The following is a 24,717-nucleotide window of genomic DNA, read 5'->3' on the forward strand; positions in this document are numbered from 1 at the left end:
GAGCCATGAAGGCGCGATGGAAGATTGCGACTGGCCTTGGAGCCACTGTCCTGACGGCGGTAGCGCTGGTCTTCGGCCTTAAAGCCGCGGACCGGGCCTTTCCGCCGCCGCTGGACACTGCCCGCGTGGTCTCGGCGGAAGTACTCGACGCCAACGGCGACCTGCTGCGTGCTTTCGCCACGCCCGAGGGGCGCTGGCGGCTGAAGACCGGCGTTGCCGACGTCGATCCGCAATTTCTGCGCATGCTGGTCGCCTATGAAGACAGGCGCTTCTACAATCACCACGGCGTCGATCCCATGGCGATCGGTCGCGCGTTCCTGCAGCTCGTCACCCACGGCCGCATCGTCTCCGGCGGCTCGACGCTATCAATGCAGGTGGCGCGCCTGATCGAGCCGCGCAGCGAGCGGTCTGTCACGGCGAAGCTTCTGCAGATCGTCCGCGCCATCCAGATCGAGCGGCGGCTGAGCAAGGAGCAAATCCTCGACCTCTATCTGACGCACGCGCCCTATGGCGGCAATCTCGAGGGTGTCCGAGCTGCGAGCCTTGCCTATTTCGGCAAGGAGCCGCGCCATCTCAGCGTCGCTCAAGCCGCCCTGTTGGTCGCCCTGCCGCAACTGCCGGAAAAGCGCCGGCCGGACCGCAATCTCGCCACCGCCCAGGCCGCCCGCCACCGCGTGCTCGAGCGCGCTGCGGTCGCCGCCATCATCGGCGAAGGGGAAGCCGAACGCGCTGCTCTTTCACCCATACCGGCCAACCGACGGCAGCTGCCAGCCTATGCGGCCCATCTCGCCGAACTGGCGCTGAAGAAGCAGCCTGGCATCATCCAGCATCGAACCACCCTGCGGCGCGATGTCCAGCAGGGGCTGGAAGCAGTTGCCGATGCGGCGGCAAAGCGGCTTGGGCCGAAGGTGTCGGTTGCGATGGTGATGGCCGACGCCAAGAGCGGCGAGATCATCGGCGAGGTCGGCTCGGCCAATTACTTCGATTCCGGCCGCTCGGGCTGGATCGACATGACCCGCGTGCTGCGCTCCCCCGGCTCGACGCTCAAACCCTTCATCTATGGCCTGGCTTTCGAGCAGGGCTATGTGGCGCAGGAGACGATCATCGAGGATCGTCCGGCCGATTTCTACGGCTACCGTCCTCGCAATTTCGACATGACCTACCAGGGCGATGTGAGCGTGCGCCAGGCGCTGCAGCTGTCGCTCAACGTGCCGGCCGTACGCCTGCTCGACGCCGTCGGACCGACCCGGCTGCTGGTGCGCTTCCGCCGCGCCGAGGTGAAGCCGAAGCTTCCGCCGAACGAAGCTCCGGGTCTTGCCATCGGCCTCGGCGGCGTTGGCATCACCCTCAAGGACCTCGTGCAGCTCTATGCCGGGCTTGCCAATCGCGGCAAGCCGATGCGGATCGGCGACGGCATTCAGGACCGGCCGGGACCGATCGACAGCGAACCGCTGATGGAACCGATCGCCGCCTGGAACATCACCGACATTCTCTCCGACATCATCGCGCCCCGCGGCAGCAAGCAGCTCGGCATCGCCTACAAGACCGGCACCAGCTACGGCAACCGCGATGCATGGTCGATCGGCTATGATGGCGCGCATGTGCTCGGCGTCTGGGTCGGTCGTTCCGACAACGGCGCGGTGCCGGGGCTGGCGGGCTATGTTTCGGCGGCACCCATCCTATTCGAAGCCTTCGCCAAATCGGGCGTGGCGATCACGCCTTTCCCGTCGCCTCCCATGGGCGCGGTGCGCATCTCCGCGACCGAGCTGCCGATCAGCCAGCGGCGCTTTTCCGTGACCGCTGCCGGGCTGCTGTCGGCCTCGAACCGCGAGCCGGCGCCACAGATCGTCTATCCCCCGGAAGGGGCGCGCGTCGATCTCGGTGCCAGCGGCGGTGCTGACCAGATCACGCCGCTGGCGCTGAAGCTGCAGGGTGGCCGCGCACCATTCCGATGGCTCGCCAACGGCAAGCCGCTGCCGGATCTTTCGCGCCGCCGCACGAATCAATGGACGCCTGACGGCGCTGGATATTCGACCCTCACCGTCATAGACGCCGCCGGACGTGCGGCAAGCGTGCGGGTTTTCGTCGAATAAGAGCTGTCAAATCATCGCGAGCACGCCGTCGCATTTTTGCCAGCCGGCACCGCCTATGTTATGTTAGACATAACTCAAACGAGGAATGGCGAGATGTCGGAAGAGCAGGCAATCCGTGCGGTTGTTCACCTCTATGTCGATGGCATGGCATTCGCGAATGAGCCCGCGCTGCGAAAGGCGTTCCATCCGCGAGCTGATATCATCGGCAATTATCAAGGCGCAGTCGAATGGATGACGCGGGATGAATTCATCTCGGCGATCGTCGAGGAAGGCAGCGCCCCGCCCGGCACCATACCGTTTATGGAAATCGAACTGATCGACATCGAGGGCGATGCGGCAAGCGTCAAGGTCGTCGACGAATTCGCCGGCATGCGCTTTTCGGACTACCTGTCATTGCTGAAGATCGATGGGCGGTGGAGCGTGGTGAATAAGGTTTATCATTTGCATCGGTAGAGGAGCGGCATTTGAGTATGCGGCGACCATACGCCCTCTGTCAGCTTCGCTGACATCTCCCCCAACAAGGGGGAGATCGTTGGGAGCTTGCGGCTCTTTACCCGTAAAACAATAAGCTGCAGTTTCTGCGGACTCGTGTTGCTTGAGGCGGGCGAGTTCAGCGAGCTACCAATCTCCCCCTTGTGGGGGAGATGTCGCAACAGAGACAGAGGGGGTGGCCGCCCCCTCCGCAAACTCGATAGCAGCAGATTAACCCCGCAAAACTCCACCCGTCGCCTTCGTCACATTGGCGACGATCTTCTGCGTGAGCGCCTCGAAATCCTCGTCGGTCAGCGTGCGCTCGGCCGGCTGGATCTGCACCTCGATGGCGATCGACTTCTTGCCTTCGCCGAGCGATGCGCCCTCGAAAATGTCGAAGACGTTGACGCCGGTCACCAGCTTGCGGTCGGCGCCGACAGCGGCGCGGACGATGGCGCCGGCTTCCACCGTCTTGTCGACCACGAAGGCGAAGTCGCGCTTGACGGCCTGGAACGGCGAAAGCTCAAGTGCCGGCTTGGTGCGCGTCGCCTTCTTCTTCGGCTCGGGCATGGCATCGATATAGACTTCGAAGCCGGCGAGCGCGCCTGACACGTCGAGCGCTTCCAGCGTCTTCGGGTGGAATTCGCCGAAGTAGCCAAGCACGACCTTCGGGCCCATCTTGATGGTGCCGGAACGGCCGGGGTGATACCAGGCGGGGCCACCATGCTCGATCTGGATATTGCTCATGGGCAGGCCGCAGGCTTCGATGACCGCCAGCGCGTCAGCCTTGGCATCGAAGACATCAACCGGCTTGCCGCCGCCCTTGGCGGCGTTCGACCACATGCGCCCGGCGCCGGCGAGCGTCGCCGTGCCACGGCGAATGCCGCCGGCAACGCGGCGCTGACCCTCGGGCGTGTCGTTCTCATAGGTGCCGGAAACTTCGAAGATCGCGGCGTCGCCATAGCCCTTGTCGGCGTTGCGCTGCGCGGCCGAGAGCAGACCCGGCAGCAGCGAAGGGCGCATGTCGGACATGTCTGAGGCGATCGGGTTGGCGAGCTTCAGCGCGTTGGAGCCGCCGCCGAAGAGCTTCGCCTGGTCTTCAGCGATGAACGACCAGGTGACGGCTTCCAGCATGCCGCGGGCAGCAAGCGCCCGCTTGGCCGAGCGGGTGCGGATCTGCAGCACCGTCAGGATCTTGCCGTTGACCGCGGCATGACTGCTAAGCGGCTGCGGCTTGATGTTGTCGACGCCGTGGATGCGCATGATTTCTTCGACGAGGTCGGCCTTGCCGTCGACATCCGGACGCCAGGAGGGAACGGCGACGGAGACACGTTCGCCGGAACCGGACACCGAGAAGCCGAGCTTCGTCAGAATGGACTTGCTTTCCTCGGCAGAGACCTCGAGGCCGGTCAGGCGCTTAACTTCCGACAGCGGGAAATCGACGATCTTGGGCTCATAACCCTTGTAACCTTCGACCTTGGCCATGGCGGCCGTGCCGCCACAGCAGGCAAGCACCAGCTCGGTCGTGCGCTCGAGGCCTGGAACCATATATTCCGGATCGACGCCGCGCTCGAAGCGATAGCGCGCATCGGTGATGATGCCGAGGCTGCGGCCGCTCTTGGCGATGTTCATCGGGTCCCAGAGCGCCGACTCGATCAGCACATCGGTTGTGTTCTCGTCGCAGCCGGAATGCTCGCCGCCCATGATGCCGCCGATCGACTCGACGCCGTTATCATCGGCGATCACGACATTGCTCGGGTTCAGCTTGTATTCGCGCTGGTCGAGCGCCAGCACGGTCTCGCCGTCCCTGGCGCGGCGCACCACCAGATTGCCCTTGACCTTGGCCGCGTCGAAGACGTGCATCGGCCGGCCCTGGTCGAAGGTCATGTAGTTGGTGATATCGACCAGCGCGCTAATGGGGCGAAGGCCGATGGCGAGCAGCCGCTGCTGCATCCACTTCGGGCTCGGGCCGTTCTTGACGCCGCGCACGAGGCGAAGGGCGAAGCCGGGGCAAAGCCTGGTATCGTCGAGCACGATCTTCAGCGCGACGGGCGTTTCGCCTTCGACGGCGAAGGCCGGCATCGCGAGCGGCTTCAGCGTACCGAGGCCGGAGGCGGCGAGATCGCGGGCAATGCCGTAGACGCTGGTGCAATCCGGGCGGTTCGGCGTCAGGTTGATCTCGATGATCGGATCGTCGAGGCCGGCATAGGCAGCAAAGCTGGTGCCGACAGGCGCATCCTCGGGCAAGTCGATGATGCCGTCATGGCTGTCGGAGATTTCCAGTTCCTTTTCCGAGCACATCATGCCGCGGCTCTCGACGCCACGGATGTTGCCGACGGCGAGCGTCACATCGATGCCGGGAACGTAAGTGCCCGGCGCAGCAAAGGCGCCGACGAGGCCGGCGCGCGCATTCGGCGCACCGCAGACGACCTGAACCGGGGCGCCACTGCCCGTATCGACCATCAGCACCTTCAGACGATCGGCCTGGGGGTGCTTTTCGGCCGTCAGAACCTTGGCGATGACGAAAGGCTTGAAAGCGGCCTTGTCGTCGACATCCTCGACCTCAAGCCCGATCATCGTCAGGCGGGCGCAGATTTCGTCGAGCGCGGCATCCGTTTGCAGGTGCTCTTTCAGCCAGGAGAGTGTGAATTTCATCTGATCAATCCTTGCTTACGCGCTCAGGCCGCCGAACAAAGTCGGCATGTCGAGGGGGCGGAAGCCGTAATGGTTCATCCAGCGGACGTCGGCATTGAAGAAATCGCGCAGGTCCGGCATGCCATATTTCAGCATGGCGATGCGGTCGAGGCCCATGCCCCAGGCAAAGCCCTGATACTCATCCGGATCGAGGCCGCCATAGCGCAGCACGTTCGGATGCACCATGCCGCAGCCGAGGATTTCCATCCAGTCGGTGCCCTCGCCGAACTTGACGATCGGGCCGGAGCGGTCGCACTGGATATCGACCTCGAAGGACGGCTCCGTGAACGGGAAGAAGGACGGACGGAAACGCATCGTCACATTGTCGACCTCGAAGAAGGTCTTGCAGAATTCTTCCAGCACCCAGCGGATATTGGCGACATTCGCCGTCTTGTCGATGACCAGGCCCTCGACCTGATGGAACATCGGCGAATGCGTGGCGTCGCTATCCTGGCGGTAGGTCTTGCCGGGAATGATGATGCGGATTGGCGGCTTTTGCGCTTCCATAGTGCGGATCTGCACCGGCGAGGTGTGCGTGCGCAGCACCTTGCGCTCACCCTTATCGTCCGGCTGGAAGAAGAAGGTATCGTGCATCTCGCGGGCCGGATGTCCTTCAGGGAAGTTCAGCGCCGTGAAGTTATAGTAATCGGTCTCGACATCCGGGCCTTCGGCGATCGAGAAGCCCATGTCGCCGAAGATCGCGGTGATCTCGTCGACGATCTGGCTGATCGGATGAATGCGGCCGCGTTCAGCCGGAGAAGAGCGCACCGGCAGGCTGACATCGACGGTCTCGGCCTTCAGCTTCGCGTCGATGGCGGCATCCTTCAACGCGCCCTTGCGGGCATTGATGGCCTCGGTGACGGAGTTCTTCAGCGCGTTGATCGCAGCACCCCGTGTCTGCCGCTCTTCCGGCGACATCGAGCCCAGCGTCTTCAGCAGTTCCGAAACCGAGCCCTTCTTGCCGAGCGCGGCCACCCTGATCGCCTCGATCGACTGCTCGTCGGTCGCCGCGGCCACATCGGCCATGAGTTGGGTTTCAAGTGTTACGAGTTCCGTCATCTGATCCTGCCTTGCGGGCGGCGGGCTTGGAACGCCGCTCAGTCCGCGGAATAATGGATGAACGCCCACATCAGACAGCTTTTGGCAACGATGAGGCGCTGCAGATCACTACCCATGTGCAAGCGGCCAATCAACCGGGCAAATGACAAAAACCCGCCGAGAAAGCGGTCCTTGGCACTTGCCGCCCGATACGCGATCCATTTCCCGGGGTTCCGCCCGACAGGACCGCCTGACACGATGGAAAAGCGTAGGCTGCAAAACACAAAACCCGCGCCGGTTTTGCCAGCGCGGGTTTCATAATGAATTTACGAAAGACGTGCGAAGCGGCGTTAGCTAACGACTGCTTCAAACTCGTTCTTCGTGCCGGCATCCTTCAGGTACTCGAGCGCCTTCTTGGAGGCAGCAACGAGCGCACCGAAAGCTTCCGGCTCATGGATCGCCATATCGGAGAGAACCTTACGGTCGACTTCGATGCCAGCCTTGGTCAGGCCGTCGATGAAGCGGCCGTAGGTCAGGCCGGATTCGCGGACGGCAGCATTGATGCGCTGGATCCAGAGGGCGCGAAAATTGCGCTTGTTGACCTTGCGGTCGCGGTAAGCGTACTGCTTGGAACGATCGACAGCGGCCTTGGCGGTACGGATGGTGTTCTTGCGGCGGCCGTAGAAGCCGCGAGCCTGCTTCAGAACCTTCTTATGCTTGGCGTGGGCGGTAACGCCTCTTTTTACACGTGCCATTTCATGATCTCCTTAGTCTATAGCGTTACGAATAGTCTTAGAGACCGTTCGGCAAGTAGTTCTTGATTACCTTACGGCCATCCGGTTCTGCGAGAACCATGGTGCCGCGGGCATCGCGAATGAACTTGTTGCTACGCTTGATCATGCCGTGGCGCTTGCCAGCAGCGGCTGCCTTGACCTTGCCGGTCGCGGTGATCTTGAACCGCTTCTTGGCAGAGGACTTCGTCTTCATCTTGGGCATTTTGCTACTCCTTTGGTGCTTCCGTGCGCGCTTTGCTAAAAAGCCCTTCCCACAGATCCGGCTAGGCCGGGCTGCGACAAGGTGCCGGAGCGTTTGTTGTTGAACGGCGGATACGGTGATGAACCGCCCCGCCAGCATTCTGAACTGCCACGGCATGCCCTGCCGGTCAGTTCGGACGCGCGCTTATAACCGCAGTTGCCTCAGAGTGCAACGGGCCAGACGCGTGAATCTTTGCAGATCGATGACAGGCATCGACATTGCTGCAAAAAAGGAAAAAGCCGCCCAATGGGACGGCTCCGACCTCTTACTCCAACCTGCGCCTCACTTCGGCGCAAGCACCATCATCATCTGACGGCCTTCGAGCTTGGGCTCGGCTTCCACCTTGGCGATCTCAATCGTGTCTTCCTTGACCTGCTGAAGAAGCTTCATGCCGAGTTCCTGGTGGGCCATTTCGCGGCCACGGAACTTCAAGGTCACCTTCACCTTGTCGCCTTCCTCGAAGAAACGGCCGATCGCCTTCATCTTCACCTCATAGTCATGGGTGTCGATGTTCGGACGCATCTTGATTTCTTTGACTTCGACGATCTTCTGCTTCTTGCGCGCCTCGGCGGCCTTCTTCTGGTTAGCGTATTTCAGCTTGCCCAGATCGAGAATCTTGCACACAGGCGGTTCAGCATTGGGGGAAATCTCCACCAGATCGAGGCCGGCCTCCTCTGCCATTCTCAACGCCTGGTCCGTCGCGACGATACCCATATTAGCGCCGTCAGCTCCAATGAGCTGAACTTTGGGAATGCGAATTTCCCTGTTGGAACGTGGCCCGTCCTTTACGGGCGCATCGGTTTTAAAGGGTCTGCGAATGGTCGTATTCTCCACGAATTGTTTCGGATTAGCTGCAGCCTCTCGCTCCCATCAGCGCAACTGACGGAAATGTCGTAAAAGCTGTGTTGAAGTCAATAGCATGACATCAGGAAAAAATCACCTCTTGCGTGTCAATACAGTATCACGGCAGCGCAAGATGCGCGAAGGACACAGTATTATTCCAAAAAGAAGTGGAAACCCGCGTGAAAAGCCCGACGATTTTTCGGGTCATGCGCGCGCGAATCTGCTCTATAGGGCAAAAATTCCGGGAGTTTCTTGATGTCCGAAGCAGCCGCAGGCACTCAGCCGACCTTCCTTTCCGTTGGCACGGGCGACGGCCAGCGTCAAATCGCCGTCTGCCAGCGTGCCGCCGGCAAGGGCTCGAAGGACATAAGCTTCGTGTGGCTATCCGGCTATCGATCCGACATGAGCGGCGCCAAGGCGCTGGAACTGGATGCGCTCGCCGAGCGGCTCGGTCTCGGCTGCATCCGCTTCGACTATTCCGGCCACGGCCAATCCGGCGGCAAGTTCACCGACGGCACGATCTCGCGCTGGCTGGAAGAGGCGCTTGATGTCATAGAGCATGCCAAGCCGACCCGGATCGTCCTCGTCGGCTCCTCCATGGGCGGTTGGATCGCGCTCAGGGCCATCCAGGAATTGCGCAAGCGCAAAGAGGCGCCTGCCATCGCAGGTCTCCTGCTGATTGCGCCGGCCCCGGATTTCACCGTGGATCTCATCGAGCCCAATCTCTCCGATGTCGAGCGGCGCTCGCTGGCAGAGCGCGGCTATTTCGAAGAACCGTCGGACTATAGTCCCGAGCCGAACATCTTCACCCGCGCCCTCATCGAGGACGGCCGCGCCAATCGCGTGCTGACCGGCATCATCGAGACCGGCTGCCCGGTCCATATCCTGCAGGGGATGCAGGACGCCGACGTGCCCTTTGCCCATTCGTTGAAGCTGGTCGAGCACCTGCCTGCCGACGACGTGGTGTTAACACTTGTGCGTGACGGCGATCACCGCCTGTCACGACCGCAGGATCTGGAGCGCATGCTGGCGGCAGCGGAGACGCTGGCAACGCATAATATTGCATAAAATCAAATAGCTATCATGTCGCCAGATTGATAAGCGGCTCCCTCGTCGTGGCGGGTTGGCTTGGTACCTCCGTAATCGCAGGAGGCATGAGATTATGGCAACTATCTCCTTGATTGTGCCGAAATTAACCATATAGGCCGGTTCCGACGTTAACACTTAAGTAACGATTGACTTCGCACGCCCCCCTACATTAACAATTTGTTAACAAATGCAGGGACGATACAAGGAATAGTGGGCGTGCGTATTAAGGGCCTTTTGGTTGCTTTCGCTGCTATAGTTGCGATGTCGTCGTCGGCGATGCCGGCGTCTCAGCAGACCGCGTCGATGACCGTCGGCAACGTCACTTCCCAGCCTATCGGGCACTATGATTTCTGCCAGAGGCACACCGACGAGTGCGGCCCGACCCGCAATGTCGGCCCGGTCGACTTGAATGCCGCCTCCTGGGCGCTGGTCAACCAGATCAACCTGCGCGTCAACAAGACCATCCGGCCCGCGACGGACATGGAAGTCTACGGCCAGGAAGAATATTGGGAATATCCGAAGACCGCCGGCGACTGTGAGGATTTTGCCCTATTGAAGCGCAGGCTGCTGATGCAGAGCGGCATCTCCGCCTCCGACCTGTTGATGACGGTCGTGCGCAAGCCCGACGGCGAGGGCCATGCCGTGCTGACGCTACGCACGAAGCAGGGCGATTATATCCTCGACAATCTCGAGGACGAGATAAAGATCTGGTCCAAGACCCCCTATTCCTACCTGAAGCGTCAGGCGAGCTTCAACGCCGGTCGCTGGGTCACCATCGAGAACGGCAACGACGTTCTGGTCGGCGCCGTCAAGTAAGCACCGAAATCATCGACCTCGCAAAGAAGGCCGGCAGATTTGCCGGCCTTCTTTGTTCATTGGTTCAGGAAAGCAGGGCGGCGACACGCCCTAAGCGTTTCCGATCAATATGCCCGCTGCGAGCACGAGGGAGCCGCCGACCACCACCTGGAAGGCGGCACGCAGAAACGGTGTCTCCATATATTTGTTCTGGATGAAGGCAATGGCCCAGAGCTCGAAGAAGACGACGATGGCCGCGATGATCGTCGCCGTCCAGAACTGCGGAATGAGATAGGGCAGCGCATGACCAAGGCCGCCGAGCGTAGTCATGATCCCGCAGGCAAGACCGCGCTTGATCGGCGAGCCACGACCGGAAATCTTACCGTCATCATGGGCGGCTTCAGTGAAACCCATGGAAATGCCGGCACCGACCGAGGCCGAGAGGCCGACCAGGAAGGTCTGCGAGGTCTGCTGCGTGGCGAAGGCGGCGGCGAAGATCGGCGCGAGCGTCGAGACGGAACCATCCATGAGGCCAGCGAGACCCGGCTGCACATACGTCAACACGAACTGGCGACGCGCATGCGCGTCCTCCTCGTGCTTGACGGTTTCCGGCGTATGCTTGTCGCCGAGCATGCGGGCGACGTCCTCGTGGCCCTGCTCGGCCAGCGCCAGATCGCCGAGAAGCCGGCGTGTCGAGGCATCCGAGACCTGCTTGGCGGCCTCGACGTAGAAATTATAGGCCTGCTGCTCCATCGCCTCCGCTTCCTCGCGCATGGCGTCGAGCGAGAGGTTCTTGCGCAGCCAGTCCGGCTTGCGTTCATAGAAACCACTCACATGCTCGCGCCGGATCAGCGGAATGCGCTCGCCGAACCGCTTGCGATGCATGTCGATCAGGGTCTTGCGATGAGTATCCTCGACCTCGGCCATATCCTCGAAGACTTTGGCGGACTCGGGAAAATTCGGGCGCAATATGTCGGCATAGGCGAGATAAATGCGTGAATCGTCCTCTTCGGCGGCGATGGCTATGGCCAGGATCTCCTGCTCGGACAGGGAGGTAAAGGAACGTTTCGGCGAACGGAAAAAACCCAACAACATGAGAGGCAGCCTCTTACTTTTAGAATTATTCTAAAAGTAAAGTGAGCCGTCGTGCCGGTCAAGCGCCGAGGCGATGTCTCCAACGGAAATCTCGCCTCAGAAAGGGGGTAATGCATAAATAAGGAGAGCGGAATATTGTAACGCCACTTTGACAGATTGCCGCAACGCCTGCATGACGTCTTGGCTTTGCCATGAAATAGCATAGACAGGCGGGGACGAAAGCCGGCCGCCGCGGCGTTCCGCGCAGGACCGGCGGGAGCATCATATGGAAAACCACATACAGGGACGAGCCGCCCATCTCGCCGGCATTCGCGAAAAAGCCGAAGCGGAGATGACGCGCATGGGCATCGATGCCGCCTTCATCGACAGGTTGGTCGAAACGTTTTACGCGCGCATCCAGACCCATCCGCGCCTCGGGCCGGTATTCGACGGCCGCCTTGCCGGGCGCTGGCCGGATCATATGGAAAAGATGAAACGCTTCTGGTCCTCGGTCGCCTTCAAGAACGGCGCCTATGGCGGCAAGCCGGTGCAGGCGCATCTCGGCGTCGAGGGTATCGCCGCCGATCTCTTTCCGGAGTGGCTGGCGCTGTTTTCGCAGACACTTGATGATATCGCGCCCACCGAGGAGGCGAAAAGCTGGTTCATGGCCACCGCCGAACGCATCGCCAAAAGCCTGGTATTGTCGTTGTTTTACAATCCAGCGGTGGATGATCCGGCGCGACAGGGTGGATGAGCGATCATCTTGCTTCGAGTTGGCGGAGGGGAGTGTGAGAGGCTCAGCATAGCGAAAGCTCATCAACTCCCAGCAAACACAGTCGCCCCGATACTGGCGGCAACGACAAGCCCCGTGCCGAACATCTGCGACGGGGTCATCGGCTGCGACAGGATGACGAAGCCCGCGAAGGCGCCGATGGCGGGCTCGAGGCTCATGAGAATGCCGAAGGACGAGGTGGGCATGCGCCGCAGCGCCACCATTTCCAGCACATAGGGAAGCAACGGAACGAGCAGCGCCAAGCCGGCTATTTCGAGGAGGCCAAAGGCCGTCAGATGCGGGACCGCGGAGACGAAGCCGAAGGGCGTCGAAACGACTGCCGCAACCAGCAGCGACACGGAAAGCCCTTCAAGGCCCTGAAAAGCATTGCCGACCTTCTTCGTCAGCAGGATGTAGCAGGCCCATCCCGCGCCCGCGCCGATGGCAAAGAGGATACCAGGCAGGTTGCCCACCCATTCCTCGCCGTCATAGGCCAATAGCAGAACGCCGACAGCGGCAAAGACGGGCCAGAGAAGCTGACGGCTGAGGCCGAAGCCGAGGGTCGCGACAAGCAGAGGTCCGAGAAATTCGACGGCGACGGCAAGACCCAAGGGAATACGAGCAATCGCCGAGAAGAAGGACGTCGTCATCAGCGCCGATACGGTGCCGAGCGCCAGCACGCCGAGCCATTGCGTGCGGCTGTAGCTCATGATCTTCGGACGGACGATGAGCGCCAATGCGGCGGACGCGAAGACAAGCCGCAGCCATGTCGCGCCGGCCGGACCATAGGCGTTGATGATCGGAGACGACAGTGCCGAGCCGAATTGGATCGATGACATGGACAGCAGGCACATGAGCACACCGGCGGCGATGCCGCCCGAGGACGTCGCCACATCCGGATGCGGCATCAGCGCCGCGCCGCCATCCGAGCCGCCTTCGACAATCTTCTGATCCATGGCCTCTCCTCTTATGCGAGGCTTTTGGAGGCCGAGCCAGAGACTGGCAAATTCAAACTTTTCATCCTGCGATCAGACGCTTTGATACAAGAATCGGTCAGCCTTCGAGGCCCTTCAGCACGTTAGCGACATTCAGCCCGATCTCCGGCACGCCATAGCCGCCCTCCATACAGACAAGAACAGGCAAGCCGGCAGCCGCGATACGCGCACCCATGCGAATGAAATCCTCCGACGCCAGTTTGAAGAAGGAGATCGGATCGCGCTCGAACGTGTCGACGCCGAGCGAAAGCACGATCGCCTCGGTACCGAATGCCTTGATCCGGGACAGCGCGTCGTCCAGCGCCGCCGACCAGACCTCCCAGGGCGTGCCGCGCGGCAGGGGATAGTTGCGGTTCGTGCCGAGCCCGTCACCTTCCCCTTCCTCGTCTGCATGACCGAGGAAATAGGGAAAGGCATGGATCGGATCGCCGTGCAGCGAGGCGGTGAAGACGTCGCCGCGCTGGTAGAATATGTCCTGCGTGCCGTTGCCGTGATGGAAATCGACGTCGAGCACCGCCACCTTGGCCGCACCATGATCGCGCAGGCGCTGCGCCGCGACGCTGGCATTGTTGATGAAGCAATAGCCGCCGAAGAGATCGAAACCGGCGTGATGACCGGGCGGGCGGCAGAGCGCGAAGGCGAAACGATTGCCCGCATGGAGCCAGTCGGCCCCCGTCAGAGCGCAGCGCATCGAGGCGATGGCTGCCTCGTAGGATCCCTTGGTAATCGAGGTATCGGCGGCATTGGCATAGTGGCCGATCAAGCCGACGATGTTTTCCGGTATGCGCTGGCTGGTGCGCCTGACGGGAAAGGAATTGGAGATCGCCTCGCCCTTGTAGCCAGCCGCAACCCAGCGCTCCCAGACCACACCCAGGAAATCGAGATAGGCGGGATCATGCACCTTGCGCGCTGTCTCCAACCCATACGCCTCGGGGGCGACTACGTCGCGAAAGCCCGCCTCCTTGACGGCGGCGAGGATCCATTCGGCGCGGAACGGCGCTTCGAAGGGCGTGACGAGCTGACCGTCATGCAGCTCGGTCTTGGCGTCCCTGAGCTTATGATCCTCCGAGTAAATGACCCGCATTGTCGTCCCCTCCATGACAGGCTAAGTTATGTCGACGCAAAGGCTTACATGCATCGTCGCCAAGAAAAAAGAGCCGGGTGTGCGCCCTTGAACGCAATGGGAAACGACGGCATCTTCCGCTCACATCTCGCAAATTGGGGGCATTCGGCATGAAAATCCTGATGGTCGATGTCGATGGCGTATTGATCCATGGCCGGCCGAGCGACGGCCTGCCGCTTTTCACCTATCTGCAACGCGATCTGGGGCTGCAGCTGGATGTGCTGCAAGAAGCATTCTTCAAAACCTATTGGCGCGATATCGTCACCGGTCGCGACGCGCTGGAACCGAGGCTGGTCGAGGTTCTCGGCACAATTGCTCCCCACCTCAGCGCGAGAACGCTGATCGACTACTGGCTCGAAAACGATTCTCGCCTCGACCACACACTGCTGGACGACCTCGCCGCGCTGCGGGCGGAGGGGACGCAAATGTTCCTTGCGACCAATCAGGAGCATCTGCGCGCCGGCTATCTCATGGAGAAGCTCGGGCTTTCCGCGCGCTTTGACGGCATTTTCTATTCCGCCGCTCTCGGCTATCAAAAGCCGGCAGCCGAATTCTTTCAGCTGGCGACCGAGAAGGTCGGCATCGCCGCCGACGAGATCGGCTTCATCGACGATGTCGAGGCGAATATCGCGGCGGCGCGTCAGTTTGGCTGGAAGGCGAAGCAATGGACATCCGGCATGAGACTGCAGGACGCCATCGCCGCCTTTTCCGCCTGAGACGGCACTCTCACGCAGCGATGCGCTTGTAGAAAATGGTCGTGTCGCAGAGGCCGCCCTCCGGCCACATCGCATAATCCGGGATCACGCCGACGCGTTGCCAGCCGAGACGCGGATAGATCGCCTCGGCTTCGCTGCCGGTAGCCGTATCGAGCACCAGCAAGCTCTTGCCGGCGCGGGATGCCTCGCGCTCCGCCGCTTCCATCAAGAGACGGGCGAGACCCTTGCCGCGGGCGGCGCGGTGCACCAGCAACTTCTTCAGATCGCCACGATGCGGCTGGTTCGGCATCTGCGCCGCGCCCACTTGCACGGTGCCGACAACCTTGCCTTCGATCTCGGCGACAAGAAGCAATGTCGCGCCGCTCTCGACACTATCGGCAACGCCTTGCCAATAGGGCACGGCATCAGCAGATCCATAGGGCTGCATGAATCCGACGGAGGCACCGCCATTGACGCAATCGGCAAGCACCTCGCAAAGATCGGAGAGGACAGTACGGGCATCAGCAGCGGATAGAAGGCGAATGTCGGGCATGAAACGGTCCTTGGATGGTTTTATGAACGGCCGCGATCGAGGATGACGCAATAGCGCGCAGGGGCCTCACCGGGATTGTGGAAGGCATGGCCATCGCCGACGCCCATGTAGAGGCAATCGCCGGGCATCAGGCGATGCGTGATATCGCGGTGGGTCACCTCCATCTCGCCCTCGAACAGCCAGACATGCTGGGTCATGCCGAGGCTCGCGCTATTCGGCGGAAAGCTGACGCGTGCGCCGACGGGAAAGACGACTTCGACGAGATCGACCTTCGAGCCCGTTCCAGGCGGCGAGACGGCACGCCTGACATAGCCGGTTTCCGGATCGCGCCAGACCGCCTGCTGGTCGCGGCGAGCCAGCGGCGACACATCATTATCGTCCTCGGCGAAGAAGGCCGAAAGCGACAGGCCGAGCGCCGCGCAGAGCCGCGACAGCAGGGACGCCGTCGGGCTTGCCTCGGCCCGCTCGATGCGCGAGATCATCGCGCGGCTGACGGCGGAGGCATTCGCCAACTCGTCCAGCGTCAGGCCGCGAGCGATACGCAGATGCTTGATCCGCGCGCCGATCGCCAGTTCCAGATCATCATCAGCCATTTGACTCCATCATCTGCGCTGAAATTCTATTATAAGAGAATTACACGATCCAATGATGGAATCAAGCATGATCATAATCTGCCGGCCGTGACGTCAGAAAACCCTGCCACAGCGTGAATATAGCCGTCAAAACCCCGCTTTTCCGCTTTGCGGCGCGGGGCGGCGCTGCTATATGGCGCGCATGAGCACCAATTCCACCACACCGCTTTCGCACATCCGCAACTTCTCGATCGTGGCCCATATCGACCACGGCAAATCGACGCTGGCCGATCGTCTGATCCAGACGACGGGTGGCCTGGCCGAACGCGAGATGTCGGAGCAGGTGCTCGACAGCATGGATATCGAGCGCGAGCGTGGCATCACCATCAAGGCCCAGACGGTGCGCCTGCACTACAAGGCCAACAATGGCGAGACCTATATCCTCAACCTGATCGACACACCCGGCCACGTCGACTTCGCCTATGAAGTCTCGCGCTCGCTGTCGGCCTGCGAAGGCTCGCTGCTGGTGGTCGATGCCAGCCAGGGCGTGGAAGCGCAGACGCTCGCCAATGTCTATCAAGCGATCGACAACAATCACGAGATCGTCACCGTTCTCAACAAGATCGACCTGCCGGCGGCCGAACCGGACCGCATCAAGGCGCAGATCGAGGAAGTCATCGGCATCGACGCCTCCGAGGCCGTGCTGATCTCGGCCAAGACCGGCCTCGGCATTCCCGACGTTCTCGAAGCCATCGTCCACAAGCTGCCGGCGCCCAAGAGCCCCGGCGGAGAAAAGGCACCGTTGAAGGCGCTGCTGGTCGACAGCTGGTACGACACCTATCTCGGCGTCATGGTTCTCGTGCGCATCATCGACGGCGTGATGACCAAGGGCCAGACCATCCGCATGATGGGCACGGACGTGAAATACCAGATCGAGCGCGTCGGTGTTCTCACGCCGAAGATGCTGACCGTCGAGAGCCTCGGCCCCGGCGAGATCGGTTTCATCACCGCCTCGATCAAGGAAGTGGCTGATACCCGCGTCGGTGATACCATTACCGAGGACAAGCGCCCGACCGCCGCGGCCCTGCCCGGCTTCAAGCCGGCCCAGCCTGTGGTGTTCTGCGGCCTCTTCCCGGTCGATGCCGCCGATTTCGAAGATCTGCGCTCGGCCATGGGCAAACTGCGCCTCAACGACGCCAGCTTCTCCTTCGAGATGGAATCGTCAGCTGCACTCGGCTTCGGCTTCCGCTGCGGCTTCCTCGGCCTGCTGCATCTGGAAATCATCCAGGAGCGCCTGGAGCGCGAATTCAATCTCGACCTGATCGCGACGGCCCCTTCCGTCGTCTATCAGCTCACCATGACCGACGGCACCGAGATCGAGCTGCACAATCCGGCCGACATGCCCGATGTGGTCAAGATCGCCGAATTCCGCGAACCGTGGATCAAGGCGACGATCCTGACGCCGGACGATTATCTCGGCTCGATCCTGAAGCTCTGCCAGGACCGCCGCGGCGTCCAGACCGAGCTGACCTATGTCGGCAACCGCGCCATGATCACCTACGACCTGCCGCTCAACGAAGTCGTCTTCGATTTCTACGACCGCCTGAAGTCGATTTCCAAGGGCTATGCCTCCTTCGACTACAGCCTGACCGACTATCGCGAGAGCGATCTCGTCAAGATGTCGATCCTCGTCAATGCCGAGCCGGTCGACGCGCTGTCCATGCTGGTGCACCGCTCGGCCGCCGAAAAGCGCGGCCGCGTCATGTGCGAGAAGCTGAAGGACCTGATCCCGCAGCACATGTTCCAGATCCCGATCCAGGCTGCTATCGGCGGGCGCATCATCGCCCGCGAGACGGTGAAGGCGCTGCGCAAGGACGTGACCGCCAAGTGCTACGGCGGCGACGCCACCCGCAAGCGCAAGCTGCTGGACAAGCAGAAGGAAGGCAAGAAGCGCATGCGGCAGTTCGGCAAGGTCGAAATCCCGCAGGAAGCGTTCATTGCGGCGCTGAAGATGGGGGATGAGTGAGCGACTCGAAGATCGATACCTCACATCCTATTGAAGACAAATCCGCTCGCGCCAGCAAGATTGAGCGCGAACGTTTCTGGCTCGTCGAAAATGCAGAGGCGATTGCCGAAGCAAATGCCTATATCGAAAAGCACGTCTGCCTTTTGCGAAATACCGGCAATTCTGACGGCGTGGGTTCGCTGCAGGTTTAGGCCTGCGCCATATATTCCTTCGTCAAACCTTCATACTCTTCCATCGCCGGCAGCGCGGCGTAGCTGTGCTTGGCCGGTGTCGTCACCCAGGGCAGTTTTTCGCTCGTCCAGGTTTCGATGAAGGGCGTGAACCAGCTGGGGTCATCGAGCATGGTGGCGCGCAGATTGACGAACCAATCCACGCCGTCGAGCTTTGTGAACATCCAGCTCATGCAATGCGGGCAGAAATAATGATGGATGGCGTCGCCATGCAGGCCGCCGATGACCGGTTCGCCCTGCGTCACCTCGAAACCATCGGAGGGGATAGCGGCGCTCAGCGAATAGGCGCTGCCGGTCATGCGCTGGCAGCCGGTGCAATGGCAGGCCATGGTCAGCAAGGGCTTGGCGCTGATCTTCAACCGCACCTGCCCGCAACGGCAGCCGCCCTCGCAGGGTAGTTCCAGCGTCGTCATGATCTTATCTCCTCCCGTCTTCGATGATATATCGGCGCCGGCATTCATCTTCGGATGATGCCGACACCGGCTTCCCTCTGAATTGGAAGCCTATAGCAATCCTCATGCTTCCTCTGCCTGAAGAAGCCTCTGCCGCGTTCCGATCGTCTGGACCCAAGCGCGCGCAATCGCCAAGCCCGCAGTCTCCGCAGCTTCCGCATGTTGGGCAACAAGCTCCGGATAGCTTTCCAGCCAACCCGGTTCCTTGCTTTCGATCGTCGCCTTGAATTCGGTACGCCAGCGGTCGACCACGGCTGCATTGGCCTCGAAGTGGAACTGCGTGCCATAGGTGGCGCGGCCGATGCGATAGGCCTGGTTCTGCGCGACGCCGTTGGTCGCCAGGCGCACGGCGCCGGCCGGCAGGGTGAAGGTATCGGAGTGCCATTCGAAAATGGTGAACTGGTCGCCGACGCCGGCGAGCAGCGGATCCGTCTTGCCCTCCTCGGTCAGGCCCACCGTTTTCCAGCCGAATTCGTCGGCTGCGCCGATGAGATTTTCCGCCTCGTAGGCGCGCGCAAGGATCTGGCTGCCGAGGCAGATGCCGAGCACGGCCTTATCCTCACTCTCGAAGCGGCGCATCAGCTGCGCCAGCTCCGGCAGGTAGGGATGGGTTTCGTCGTCGCGGGCATTCTGTTCGCCGCCGAGCACGACGAGCGCGTCATAAGATGCCGTATCCTTGGGAAGCGCTTCGCCGTCCCATGCGCGGAACCATTCGGCCTCAGCTCCCGCCTCCTCCAGCGCGATGCCGAGGGCGCCGAGCGGGGTATTCTTCATATTCTCGATGATTGCGACGCGCATGCCGATGATTCCCGAGCAATGTTCTCGCCAGAGATGAGCACGAGGCGGGGTGATCAGGCAAGGGCCTAGCTTGCAGCCCGCCAAGGTTGAGCCTGGAGCGCTTCCGTTCCAAACAAGGTCACGGCAGCGCTCTATCCTTTTGTTTTTGCGCATTTCCGCACGGAAAACCGCTTCACACTTTTCCTGGAAATGCTCTAGATGTCATCAAACGACGAAGGATGACAACGATGAGCGACAAGCCGCGGATCACCATTCTCTATTGCACGCAATGCAACTGGCTGCTGCGCTCCGGCTGGATGGCGCAAGAGCTGCTGCAGACTTTCACCGACAGTCTCGGCGAAGTGGCGCTGATACCCGGCACCGGCGGCGTCTTCGAAATCCGCATCGATGGCGAGCTCTTGTGGGAACGCAAGCGCGACGGCGGTTTCCCCGGGCCGAAGGAGCTGAAGCAGCGGGTGCGCGATATCATCGACCCCGAGCGCGATCTCGGCCATACGGACCGCGCATCGCTGGAAAGCTGAGCTGCCTATTGCCGGCCGCAGCCCTCAGTCAAAGGGCGAACGGCAGGTCTGGAAGCCGTGATGGATGGTGGAATAGAGGTTGGTGCCTGGGTTATAGGTCCGATAGCGTTCGGCGCACCACATCTGATGCCGCGCGCGCTGCTGCGCCGGCGACGGATAGACGACCCTCGGGGGCCTATAGTCTTCGCGCGGAGGGATCTGAATCCGCGGGCTGTCGTAACGGTTCGTGCCGCCGGTATAGGGCGGCGTGATGGGAAGGGGCTGGCCGGGACGGGTATAGAATTGCCGTGACCCGAAGCCGAAGCAGCCGCGAGAATCACAAATGACGGAGTTGGTGGTGCGCGGCGGAATGACGATCCTCGGAGGATCGGAAGCGGCAGCGGCGAAATCCGCATGCGCCAGCAAGGCGAAACCGAGAGCGCAACCGAACGCGATCCTGCCGAAAACAGCCATGATAAACTCCTGTAGCGGGCGCCGCCAGCCGATGTCGCTGCCGCGGCGCTTCCATATCTATTTGGGGTCATGACGGTGGCAAAACCAGTGCTGCCGCAACCGGAAAACAACGCTTCACGATCGGTTGATCCTTAAGACGGCTTGCGCCATAACAGCGCAATCATTCCGAGGAGATTGCCCGTGAGCAGCTTGAAATTTGGCACCAGCGGCCTTCGCGGCCTGTCCGTCGACCTCATCGGACGGGCATCCGCCCTCTATGCGACCGCCTTTGCCCACCACCTGTTGAAGAGCGGCCATGCCAAACCCGGCGACCTCATTCTCGTCGGCCGCGACTTCCGCGAGTCGAGCCCTGCCATTTCAGCCACCTGCATCGGCGCCCTGAAGCGTGCCGGTCTGACGCCGATCGATTGCGGCGCGCTGCCGACCCCCGCACTGGCGCTTTACGGGCTGCACCTCAAAGCCGCCTCGCTGATGATCACCGGCTCGCATATTCCCGCCGATCGCAACGGCATCAAATTCTACCGGCCGGACGGCGAGATCGACAAGCAGGACGAGCTGGCGATCAGCGCGGAAGCAACCGCGATCATCGACACGCTCATCGACGAGACATCAGGCAGTGCCGAAAATCGCACGGCGGAGACCGAAGCGCTGTTCCTGGAACGCAACAAGGGTCTGCTTCCCGCAGGCAGCCTCGCGGGCCTCACCATCGGCGTCTATCAGCACAGCACGGTCGCCCGCGACCTCTTCGGCCAGGTGCTTGCCCATTACGGCGCTCGCGTGGTGCCGCTCGGCCGCTCCGAGAGCTTCATTCCGGTCGATACCGAGGCCGTTTCCGCCGATACCATCCGGCTGCTGAAGGGCTGGGCGCCGGAGCACGGGCTTGATGCCATCGTCTCGGCTGATGGCGATGGCGACCGGCCGCTTGTCGCGGATGAAACCGGCGAGCCGCTGCGCGGCGATCTGCTCGGCCTCATCGCCGCGAACTTCCTCGGCGCCGAGGTCGTGGTGACCCCGATCACCTCCAATTCCGGCATCGAAGCCGCCGGCTCCTATGCGGTCACCCGCACCCGCGTCGGCTCGCCTTATGTGATCGCCGGCATGGACGAAGCCGTTGCCGCCGGCAAGGCCAATGTCATGGGTTTCGAGGCCAATGGCGGCACGCTGACGGCGAGCCGCTTCACCGTCGCGGGCAAGCCCTTCGACGCCCTGCCGACACGCGACAGCTTCCTGCCGATCCTCGCGACGCTCTATGCCGCCGCACAGGCGAAGAAACCGCTCTCCGCCGTGGCCGGCGGCTATCGCCTGCCCTTTGCCGCCGCCGACCGTCTGGAGAATTTCCCTGTGGAAACCAGCGCCGCGCTGATGGCCTATTTGCGCGCTTCCGACGCCAATCTCGCGGACTTCCTTAGCCCCATTGCCGGAGTGACATCGAAGAGCGACATAGACGGGCTGCGGGTAACGCTTGTGGACGGCCGAATCATTCATTTCCGCCCCTCCGGAAACGCGCCGGAAATGCGCTGCTATGTCGAAGCCGGAAGCGAAAACGAGGCAAAGGCCCTGCTGGAACAGGGACTTGGCCTGATCACCGCGTGGGCGGCAGCCCGGGTCTGACCCGGGCTTCAACCGCTTTTTTCCAGATTGACACGAAAACTTCAAAAACCCTGTTGACACCAGACGGCCACCCCCTTACATGCGTGTCCGTCGCCCAGATGGCGGAATTGGTAGACGCGCCAGCTTCAGGTGCTGGTACCCGAAAGGGTGTGGAGGTTCGAGTCCTCTTCTGGGCACCATTCCATTTTCTCAGCATTGATATTGCTGATATTTTCATCAAATATTGTCTCACAATTTTTTGCCCTTCGGGGCGTGGGACAAAATTTGCGCTCCCAATGTTCTTTTTAATGTCGCGCTAAGCACATATATTCGTGATTGGACAAACTTGAGTTGCGGGAGTACAAAGCGAGTACATGTGGCAAATATGCACTGCCCGGCGGAAAAGGGCTGTTGGACGGAATCTTATGATTCGTCGATGAGAAAATACGCTAGTCCGATATCGGCGAAGCAGCTACTCTCACCAAGGCAGAGTTCCAACGCGGGAACAGGTTGGGGCAACAACCGTTCCTAAGATTGGAAGGTATGGCACCGGCTTAAGCTGCAGGGCCTATTAATTTATTTGTGCGATGGTTGGCACCGCAAAAGGGAGATTCCTATGGCCGCTCGAAAATCAACGATGACACCTGCGCCAGCTCGTCCAGAGCTTGATGCGCTTTTGAATAGCGCCAGGTCGGCGAGGATTACAGACGAGCAACTTAGGGAGCAGCGCGCAAGCTTTGCCTATGGCAATGCTCCGGAAGGCTCGAAAATTACTAAAGACTCGGCGCGACAGGCCTCAATGACGGTTAGATTGCAACGAGCTTCTTAAATCCAATTTGGAGAGCCTGCCTTTGGCAGGCTTTTTTGTTTATGCTGGTTACCGAAAAACAATATCCCGATTTGTATAATGCGCTTCTCGAAAAGAATCTAATTCGTCAGTACGATTTGCTTACGAATTTCATCGAGATAGGTATCGAGCAAGGCCCGCAGGCAATCGATAAATATATGCTGTGGGCTCTGAATCACACCGCCGTCGCGGGGATTTCGCAATTTGGCGGGCGATTTAGGGAAGAACCTATATACGTTGGCAATCACATACCGCCTCATTTCGAGGATGTGCCCGATCTCATGGATAGGTTTATCTCTTTCATTCATGAGAATTGGGATAACCTAACGCCCCCACAACTGGCTGGATATGGCTTGTGGCGATTGAACTGGATACATCCATTTGTGGAAGGCAACGGCAGAACCGCACGGGCTGTATGTTACTACCTGCTCTGCGCGCGATCGGGAAGCCTTCTACCAGGTCGTAAAATCGTACCGGAGCGCATTCGCGAAAACAGAGATCCATATATTACTGCCTTGCGCGAAACCGACAGAATTTGGGCCAATGGAAATCTAGAGTTAAGCTATATGGAAGCCTATATGGCGGGGCTCCTGCTCGACCAGCTTCGAGATGAGGATTGAGGTAGTTGGCTTATGGCCTGCCATCCAGTCTTCGCAATGAAATCTTGGCGTACGCACCCATGACCCATATTCATGCATCATCTTTAAGCCGTTGACTGTGGAGAAAATGGCGACCTAATAGGCGAGACCTTGAGGGACTTCTGATGAGCGACAATCGCGACTGGTACGATCTGATTGTCGGCAGCGGTAACGTCAACGAAGGACTGGGCAGGATGGTGGGTTCCATCCTTGCGTTCATCGTCGTCGTGGGCCTTATTTTCTGGATGATCTACCCAAACTGAGCGCCTTGCGTGCTTGATGCAGGATAGGCCTAGTGAAAACGCTCCGAGTCCGATTTGACGTAAAGCCCGGCCTCGCGCGCTGCCTCGAGAAAAGCGTCGCGCGAATCCTCGGCGGACACCTTGCCCAGAATGGCATCAAGACACACCAGCACGGCCTCACTCACAGCCGCCCCGCCATATACAGGCCACTCCTCGCTCATACAGTTCGCCGCATCGAGCGCATTCGTGATGATCGCGTATCGGCCGATCCCATCGAGGTCGACTATGACGGGATTGCTCCAATCACCATATTCCATAGCCGATCTCCTTACCCGTAAAGCGCCATCAACGCGGCGATGAGGAATGATCCCGTGCCGGCGCATGCGGCCATCGTCGTGTAGTAGTCCATGGGTCTAGCTCCTCGCCCTCGGATGATGGTTTGATAACGTGGAGAAATGGCGGATGTTCCTCGGCTGAGAGCGTTCCGTTCAGATTTTCTTAGGATTTCGGTCCGAGCGACCTGTTGTGGGACGCTGCTTGGATATTCACCTTGTTGCCTTCCGTCTCCCATTTTACGCAACCCTCCATCCCGCTTGAGAGCTACCTCTTGGCCTCCCGTCTGGTTAACCTTCCACACAAGGAGGGGAAAGACGAATAAGGGGAACAATAAAGATGGATCACATCTGCAACCTTCTCTGGCTTGCCTTCAGTGTCGCGCTGCTTTTCGCAGCATTGAACAGGAGACTGGTCGGAGACTATGTGAGCATGTGGTATTTGCTCGTCATCACAGCCATGGCCGTGTTGGCCTGGATTGGGGTCTTTCCGACCGACGTACCCACAGCGCTGGCCGGATAGTTTGCCTGTCGGGACCGGTGCGGTCCAGCTTTGCCGACTCCCGCTTTTCAACCTCATGCTGGACATGAAAAAGACCGCCGAAGGTCCCTTCGGCAGTCTCGTGCGCGGTACCGTTACGGTATGAACTACGGTTCATGACTTATGGGAATCCGTTCTGGATTCCCAAATCAGCGGAATTGTGATTCATGATGGATGCTGGAATGGAGGCCAGCATCCATGACGC

At 60.7% G+C, this 24,717-nt stretch carries 26 protein-coding genes, 1 tRNA gene and 1 pseudogene; 14 read left to right on the forward strand and 14 right to left on the reverse strand.

Going from position 1 to position 24,717, the window contains the following annotated elements:
• Positions 1-5: 5 nt before the first annotated feature.
• Positions 6-2,093: a penicillin-binding protein 1C gene (pbpC, locus tag GA0061101_RS19030; RefSeq protein WP_092574499.1), complete on the forward strand. Its 2,088-nt coding sequence runs from the start codon at positions 6-8 to the stop codon at positions 2,091-2,093.
• A gap of 93 nt (positions 2,094-2,186) precedes the next feature.
• Positions 2,187-2,546 (forward strand): nuclear transport factor 2 family protein, encoded by a 360-nt coding sequence (locus GA0061101_RS19035; RefSeq protein ID WP_034514153.1) that lies wholly within the window; start codon positions 2,187-2,189, stop codon positions 2,544-2,546.
• 249 nt (positions 2,547-2,795) lie between these two features.
• Here the strand turns inward: GA0061101_RS19035 and pheT are convergent, their stop codons facing one another.
• The 5 genes from pheT to infC form a co-directional block, all read right to left on the reverse strand.
• The gene (pheT, locus tag GA0061101_RS19040) at positions 2,796-5,219 is read right to left on the reverse strand and encodes a phenylalanine--tRNA ligase subunit beta (RefSeq protein ID WP_092574500.1); all 2,424 of its coding nucleotides are present in this window, start codon (positions 5,217-5,219) and stop codon (positions 2,796-2,798) included.
• A gap of 15 nt (positions 5,220-5,234) precedes the next feature.
• Positions 5,235-6,317 carry a phenylalanine--tRNA ligase subunit alpha gene (gene pheS, locus GA0061101_RS19045; protein ID WP_047556343.1) on the reverse strand — a complete coding sequence of 361 codons (1,083 nt, stop codon included), beginning with the start codon at positions 6,315-6,317 and terminating at the stop codon, positions 5,235-5,237.
• A 329-nt stretch (positions 6,318-6,646) separates the two neighbouring features.
• Positions 6,647-7,051 (reverse strand): 50S ribosomal protein L20, encoded by a 405-nt coding sequence (gene rplT, locus GA0061101_RS19055; RefSeq protein WP_047556345.1) that lies wholly within the window; start codon positions 7,049-7,051, stop codon positions 6,647-6,649.
• Positions 7,052-7,088: 37 nt separating this feature from the next.
• The gene (gene rpmI, locus GA0061101_RS19060) at positions 7,089-7,292 is read right to left on the reverse strand and encodes a 50S ribosomal protein L35 (RefSeq protein WP_003544621.1); all 204 of its coding nucleotides are present in this window, start codon (positions 7,290-7,292) and stop codon (positions 7,089-7,091) included.
• A gap of 321 nt (positions 7,293-7,613) precedes the next feature.
• Complete coding sequence (infC, locus tag GA0061101_RS19070; RefSeq protein ID WP_173411338.1) at positions 7,614-8,150, reverse strand: translation initiation factor IF-3; 537 nt, start codon at positions 8,148-8,150, stop codon at positions 7,614-7,616.
• Positions 8,151-8,429: 279 nt separating this feature from the next.
• On the opposite strand from infC, the gene GA0061101_RS19075 reads away from it, so the two are divergent.
• Together GA0061101_RS19075 and GA0061101_RS19080 are read left to right on the forward strand one after the other, a co-directional pair.
• The gene (locus GA0061101_RS19075; protein ID WP_047641184.1) at positions 8,430-9,242 is read left to right on the forward strand and encodes an alpha/beta hydrolase; all 813 of its coding nucleotides are present in this window, start codon (positions 8,430-8,432) and stop codon (positions 9,240-9,242) included.
• 237 nt (positions 9,243-9,479) lie between these two features.
• Entirely contained in the window at positions 9,480-10,079 is a 600-nt protein-coding gene (locus tag GA0061101_RS19080; protein WP_037197180.1) for a transglutaminase-like cysteine peptidase, read from the forward strand.
• 90 nt (positions 10,080-10,169) lie between these two features.
• Here GA0061101_RS19080 and mbfA read toward each other — a convergent pair whose 3' ends face one another.
• Positions 10,170-11,153: an iron exporter MbfA gene (gene mbfA, locus GA0061101_RS19085; RefSeq protein WP_037197179.1), complete on the reverse strand. Its 984-nt coding sequence runs from the start codon at positions 11,151-11,153 to the stop codon at positions 10,170-10,172.
• Between the two features lie 265 nt (positions 11,154-11,418).
• On the opposite strand from mbfA, the gene GA0061101_RS19090 reads away from it, so the two are divergent.
• Complete coding sequence (locus GA0061101_RS19090) at positions 11,419-11,886, forward strand: group III truncated hemoglobin (RefSeq protein ID WP_092574502.1); 468 nt, start codon at positions 11,419-11,421, stop codon at positions 11,884-11,886.
• Positions 11,887-11,948: 62 nt separating this feature from the next.
• Here GA0061101_RS19090 and GA0061101_RS19095 read toward each other — a convergent pair whose 3' ends face one another.
• Together GA0061101_RS19095 and GA0061101_RS19100 are read right to left on the reverse strand one after the other, a co-directional pair.
• Positions 11,949-12,860, reverse strand: coding sequence for an EamA family transporter (locus tag GA0061101_RS19095; protein WP_208865014.1), 912 nt, complete (start codon positions 12,858-12,860; stop codon positions 11,949-11,951).
• 97 nt (positions 12,861-12,957) lie between these two features.
• Positions 12,958-13,983, reverse strand: a complete 1,026-nt coding sequence (locus GA0061101_RS19100) for a histone deacetylase family protein (RefSeq protein WP_092574503.1) — start codon at positions 13,981-13,983, stop codon at positions 12,958-12,960.
• Positions 13,984-14,132: 149 nt separating this feature from the next.
• Here GA0061101_RS19100 and GA0061101_RS19105 point away from each other — a divergent pair, with 149 nt between their 5' ends.
• On the forward strand, positions 14,133-14,738 hold the full coding sequence (locus GA0061101_RS19105; RefSeq protein WP_092574531.1) for an HAD family hydrolase: 606 nt from the start codon (positions 14,133-14,135) through the stop codon (positions 14,736-14,738).
• A gap of 10 nt (positions 14,739-14,748) precedes the next feature.
• Here GA0061101_RS19105 and GA0061101_RS19110 read toward each other — a convergent pair whose 3' ends face one another.
• Positions 14,749-15,270 carry a GNAT family N-acetyltransferase gene (locus GA0061101_RS19110; protein WP_037197171.1) on the reverse strand — a complete coding sequence of 174 codons (522 nt, stop codon included), beginning with the start codon at positions 15,268-15,270 and terminating at the stop codon, positions 14,749-14,751.
• A 20-nt stretch (positions 15,271-15,290) separates the two neighbouring features.
• On the reverse strand, positions 15,291-15,863 hold the full coding sequence (locus GA0061101_RS19115; RefSeq protein ID WP_037197169.1) for a helix-turn-helix domain-containing protein: 573 nt from the start codon (positions 15,861-15,863) through the stop codon (positions 15,291-15,293).
• Positions 15,864-16,035: 172 nt separating this feature from the next.
• On the opposite strand from GA0061101_RS19115, the gene lepA reads away from it, so the two are divergent.
• Complete coding sequence (gene lepA, locus GA0061101_RS19120) at positions 16,036-17,868, forward strand: translation elongation factor 4 (RefSeq protein ID WP_037197167.1); 1,833 nt, start codon at positions 16,036-16,038, stop codon at positions 17,866-17,868.
• Positions 17,869-17,876: 8 nt separating this feature from the next.
• Positions 17,877-18,034, forward strand: a pseudogene (locus GA0061101_RS19125) (type II toxin-antitoxin system CcdA family antitoxin); the annotation flags it as partial.
• Between the two features lie 21 nt (positions 18,035-18,055).
• On the opposite strand, the gene GA0061101_RS19130 reads toward GA0061101_RS19125, so the two are convergent.
• Together GA0061101_RS19130 and GA0061101_RS19135 are read right to left on the reverse strand one after the other, a co-directional pair.
• Positions 18,056-18,511 (reverse strand): GFA family protein, encoded by a 456-nt coding sequence (locus tag GA0061101_RS19130; protein ID WP_047556425.1) that lies wholly within the window; start codon positions 18,509-18,511, stop codon positions 18,056-18,058.
• A gap of 102 nt (positions 18,512-18,613) precedes the next feature.
• The gene (locus tag GA0061101_RS19135) at positions 18,614-19,348 is read right to left on the reverse strand and encodes a type 1 glutamine amidotransferase (RefSeq protein ID WP_092574504.1); all 735 of its coding nucleotides are present in this window, start codon (positions 19,346-19,348) and stop codon (positions 18,614-18,616) included.
• Positions 19,349-19,575: 227 nt separating this feature from the next.
• Between GA0061101_RS19135 and GA0061101_RS19140 the strand changes: the two genes are divergently transcribed.
• Positions 19,576-19,869: an Rdx family protein gene (locus GA0061101_RS19140; RefSeq protein ID WP_004108029.1), complete on the forward strand. Its 294-nt coding sequence runs from the start codon at positions 19,576-19,578 to the stop codon at positions 19,867-19,869.
• 24 nt (positions 19,870-19,893) lie between these two features.
• Here the strand turns inward: GA0061101_RS19140 and GA0061101_RS19145 are convergent, their stop codons facing one another.
• On the reverse strand, positions 19,894-20,322 hold the full coding sequence (locus GA0061101_RS19145) for a BA14K family protein (protein WP_092574505.1): 429 nt from the start codon (positions 20,320-20,322) through the stop codon (positions 19,894-19,896).
• A 189-nt stretch (positions 20,323-20,511) separates the two neighbouring features.
• On the opposite strand from GA0061101_RS19145, the gene GA0061101_RS19150 reads away from it, so the two are divergent.
• The 4 genes from GA0061101_RS19150 to GA0061101_RS39465 all read left to right on the forward strand — a co-directional run bounded on the left by GA0061101_RS19150 (position 20,512) and on the right by GA0061101_RS39465 (position 23,660).
• Positions 20,512-21,933 carry a phosphomannomutase gene (locus GA0061101_RS19150; protein WP_208865015.1) on the forward strand — a complete coding sequence of 474 codons (1,422 nt, stop codon included), beginning with the start codon at positions 20,512-20,514 and terminating at the stop codon, positions 21,931-21,933.
• 92 nt (positions 21,934-22,025) lie between these two features.
• Positions 22,026-22,112: transfer RNA gene (locus GA0061101_RS19155), tRNA-Leu, on the forward strand.
• Between the two features lie 670 nt (positions 22,113-22,782).
• Positions 22,783-23,379: a Fic family protein gene (locus GA0061101_RS19160; RefSeq protein WP_092574508.1), complete on the forward strand. Its 597-nt coding sequence runs from the start codon at positions 22,783-22,785 to the stop codon at positions 23,377-23,379.
• 143 nt (positions 23,380-23,522) lie between these two features.
• Complete coding sequence (locus GA0061101_RS39465; RefSeq protein ID WP_167669572.1) at positions 23,523-23,660, forward strand: hypothetical protein; 138 nt, start codon at positions 23,523-23,525, stop codon at positions 23,658-23,660.
• A gap of 29 nt (positions 23,661-23,689) precedes the next feature.
• Here GA0061101_RS39465 and GA0061101_RS19165 read toward each other — a convergent pair whose 3' ends face one another.
• Positions 23,690-23,956: a DUF982 domain-containing protein gene (locus GA0061101_RS19165; protein WP_167669573.1), complete on the reverse strand. Its 267-nt coding sequence runs from the start codon at positions 23,954-23,956 to the stop codon at positions 23,690-23,692.
• A gap of 355 nt (positions 23,957-24,311) precedes the next feature.
• Between GA0061101_RS19165 and GA0061101_RS19170 the strand changes: the two genes are divergently transcribed.
• Complete coding sequence (locus GA0061101_RS19170) at positions 24,312-24,494, forward strand: hypothetical protein (RefSeq protein WP_092574511.1); 183 nt, start codon at positions 24,312-24,314, stop codon at positions 24,492-24,494.
• Positions 24,495-24,717 lie beyond the last annotated feature (223 nt).

Source organism: Martinezella lusitana, assembly GCF_900094565.1.
GTDB classification, from domain to species: Bacteria; Pseudomonadota; Alphaproteobacteria; order Rhizobiales; family Rhizobiaceae; genus Rhizobium; species Rhizobium lusitanum.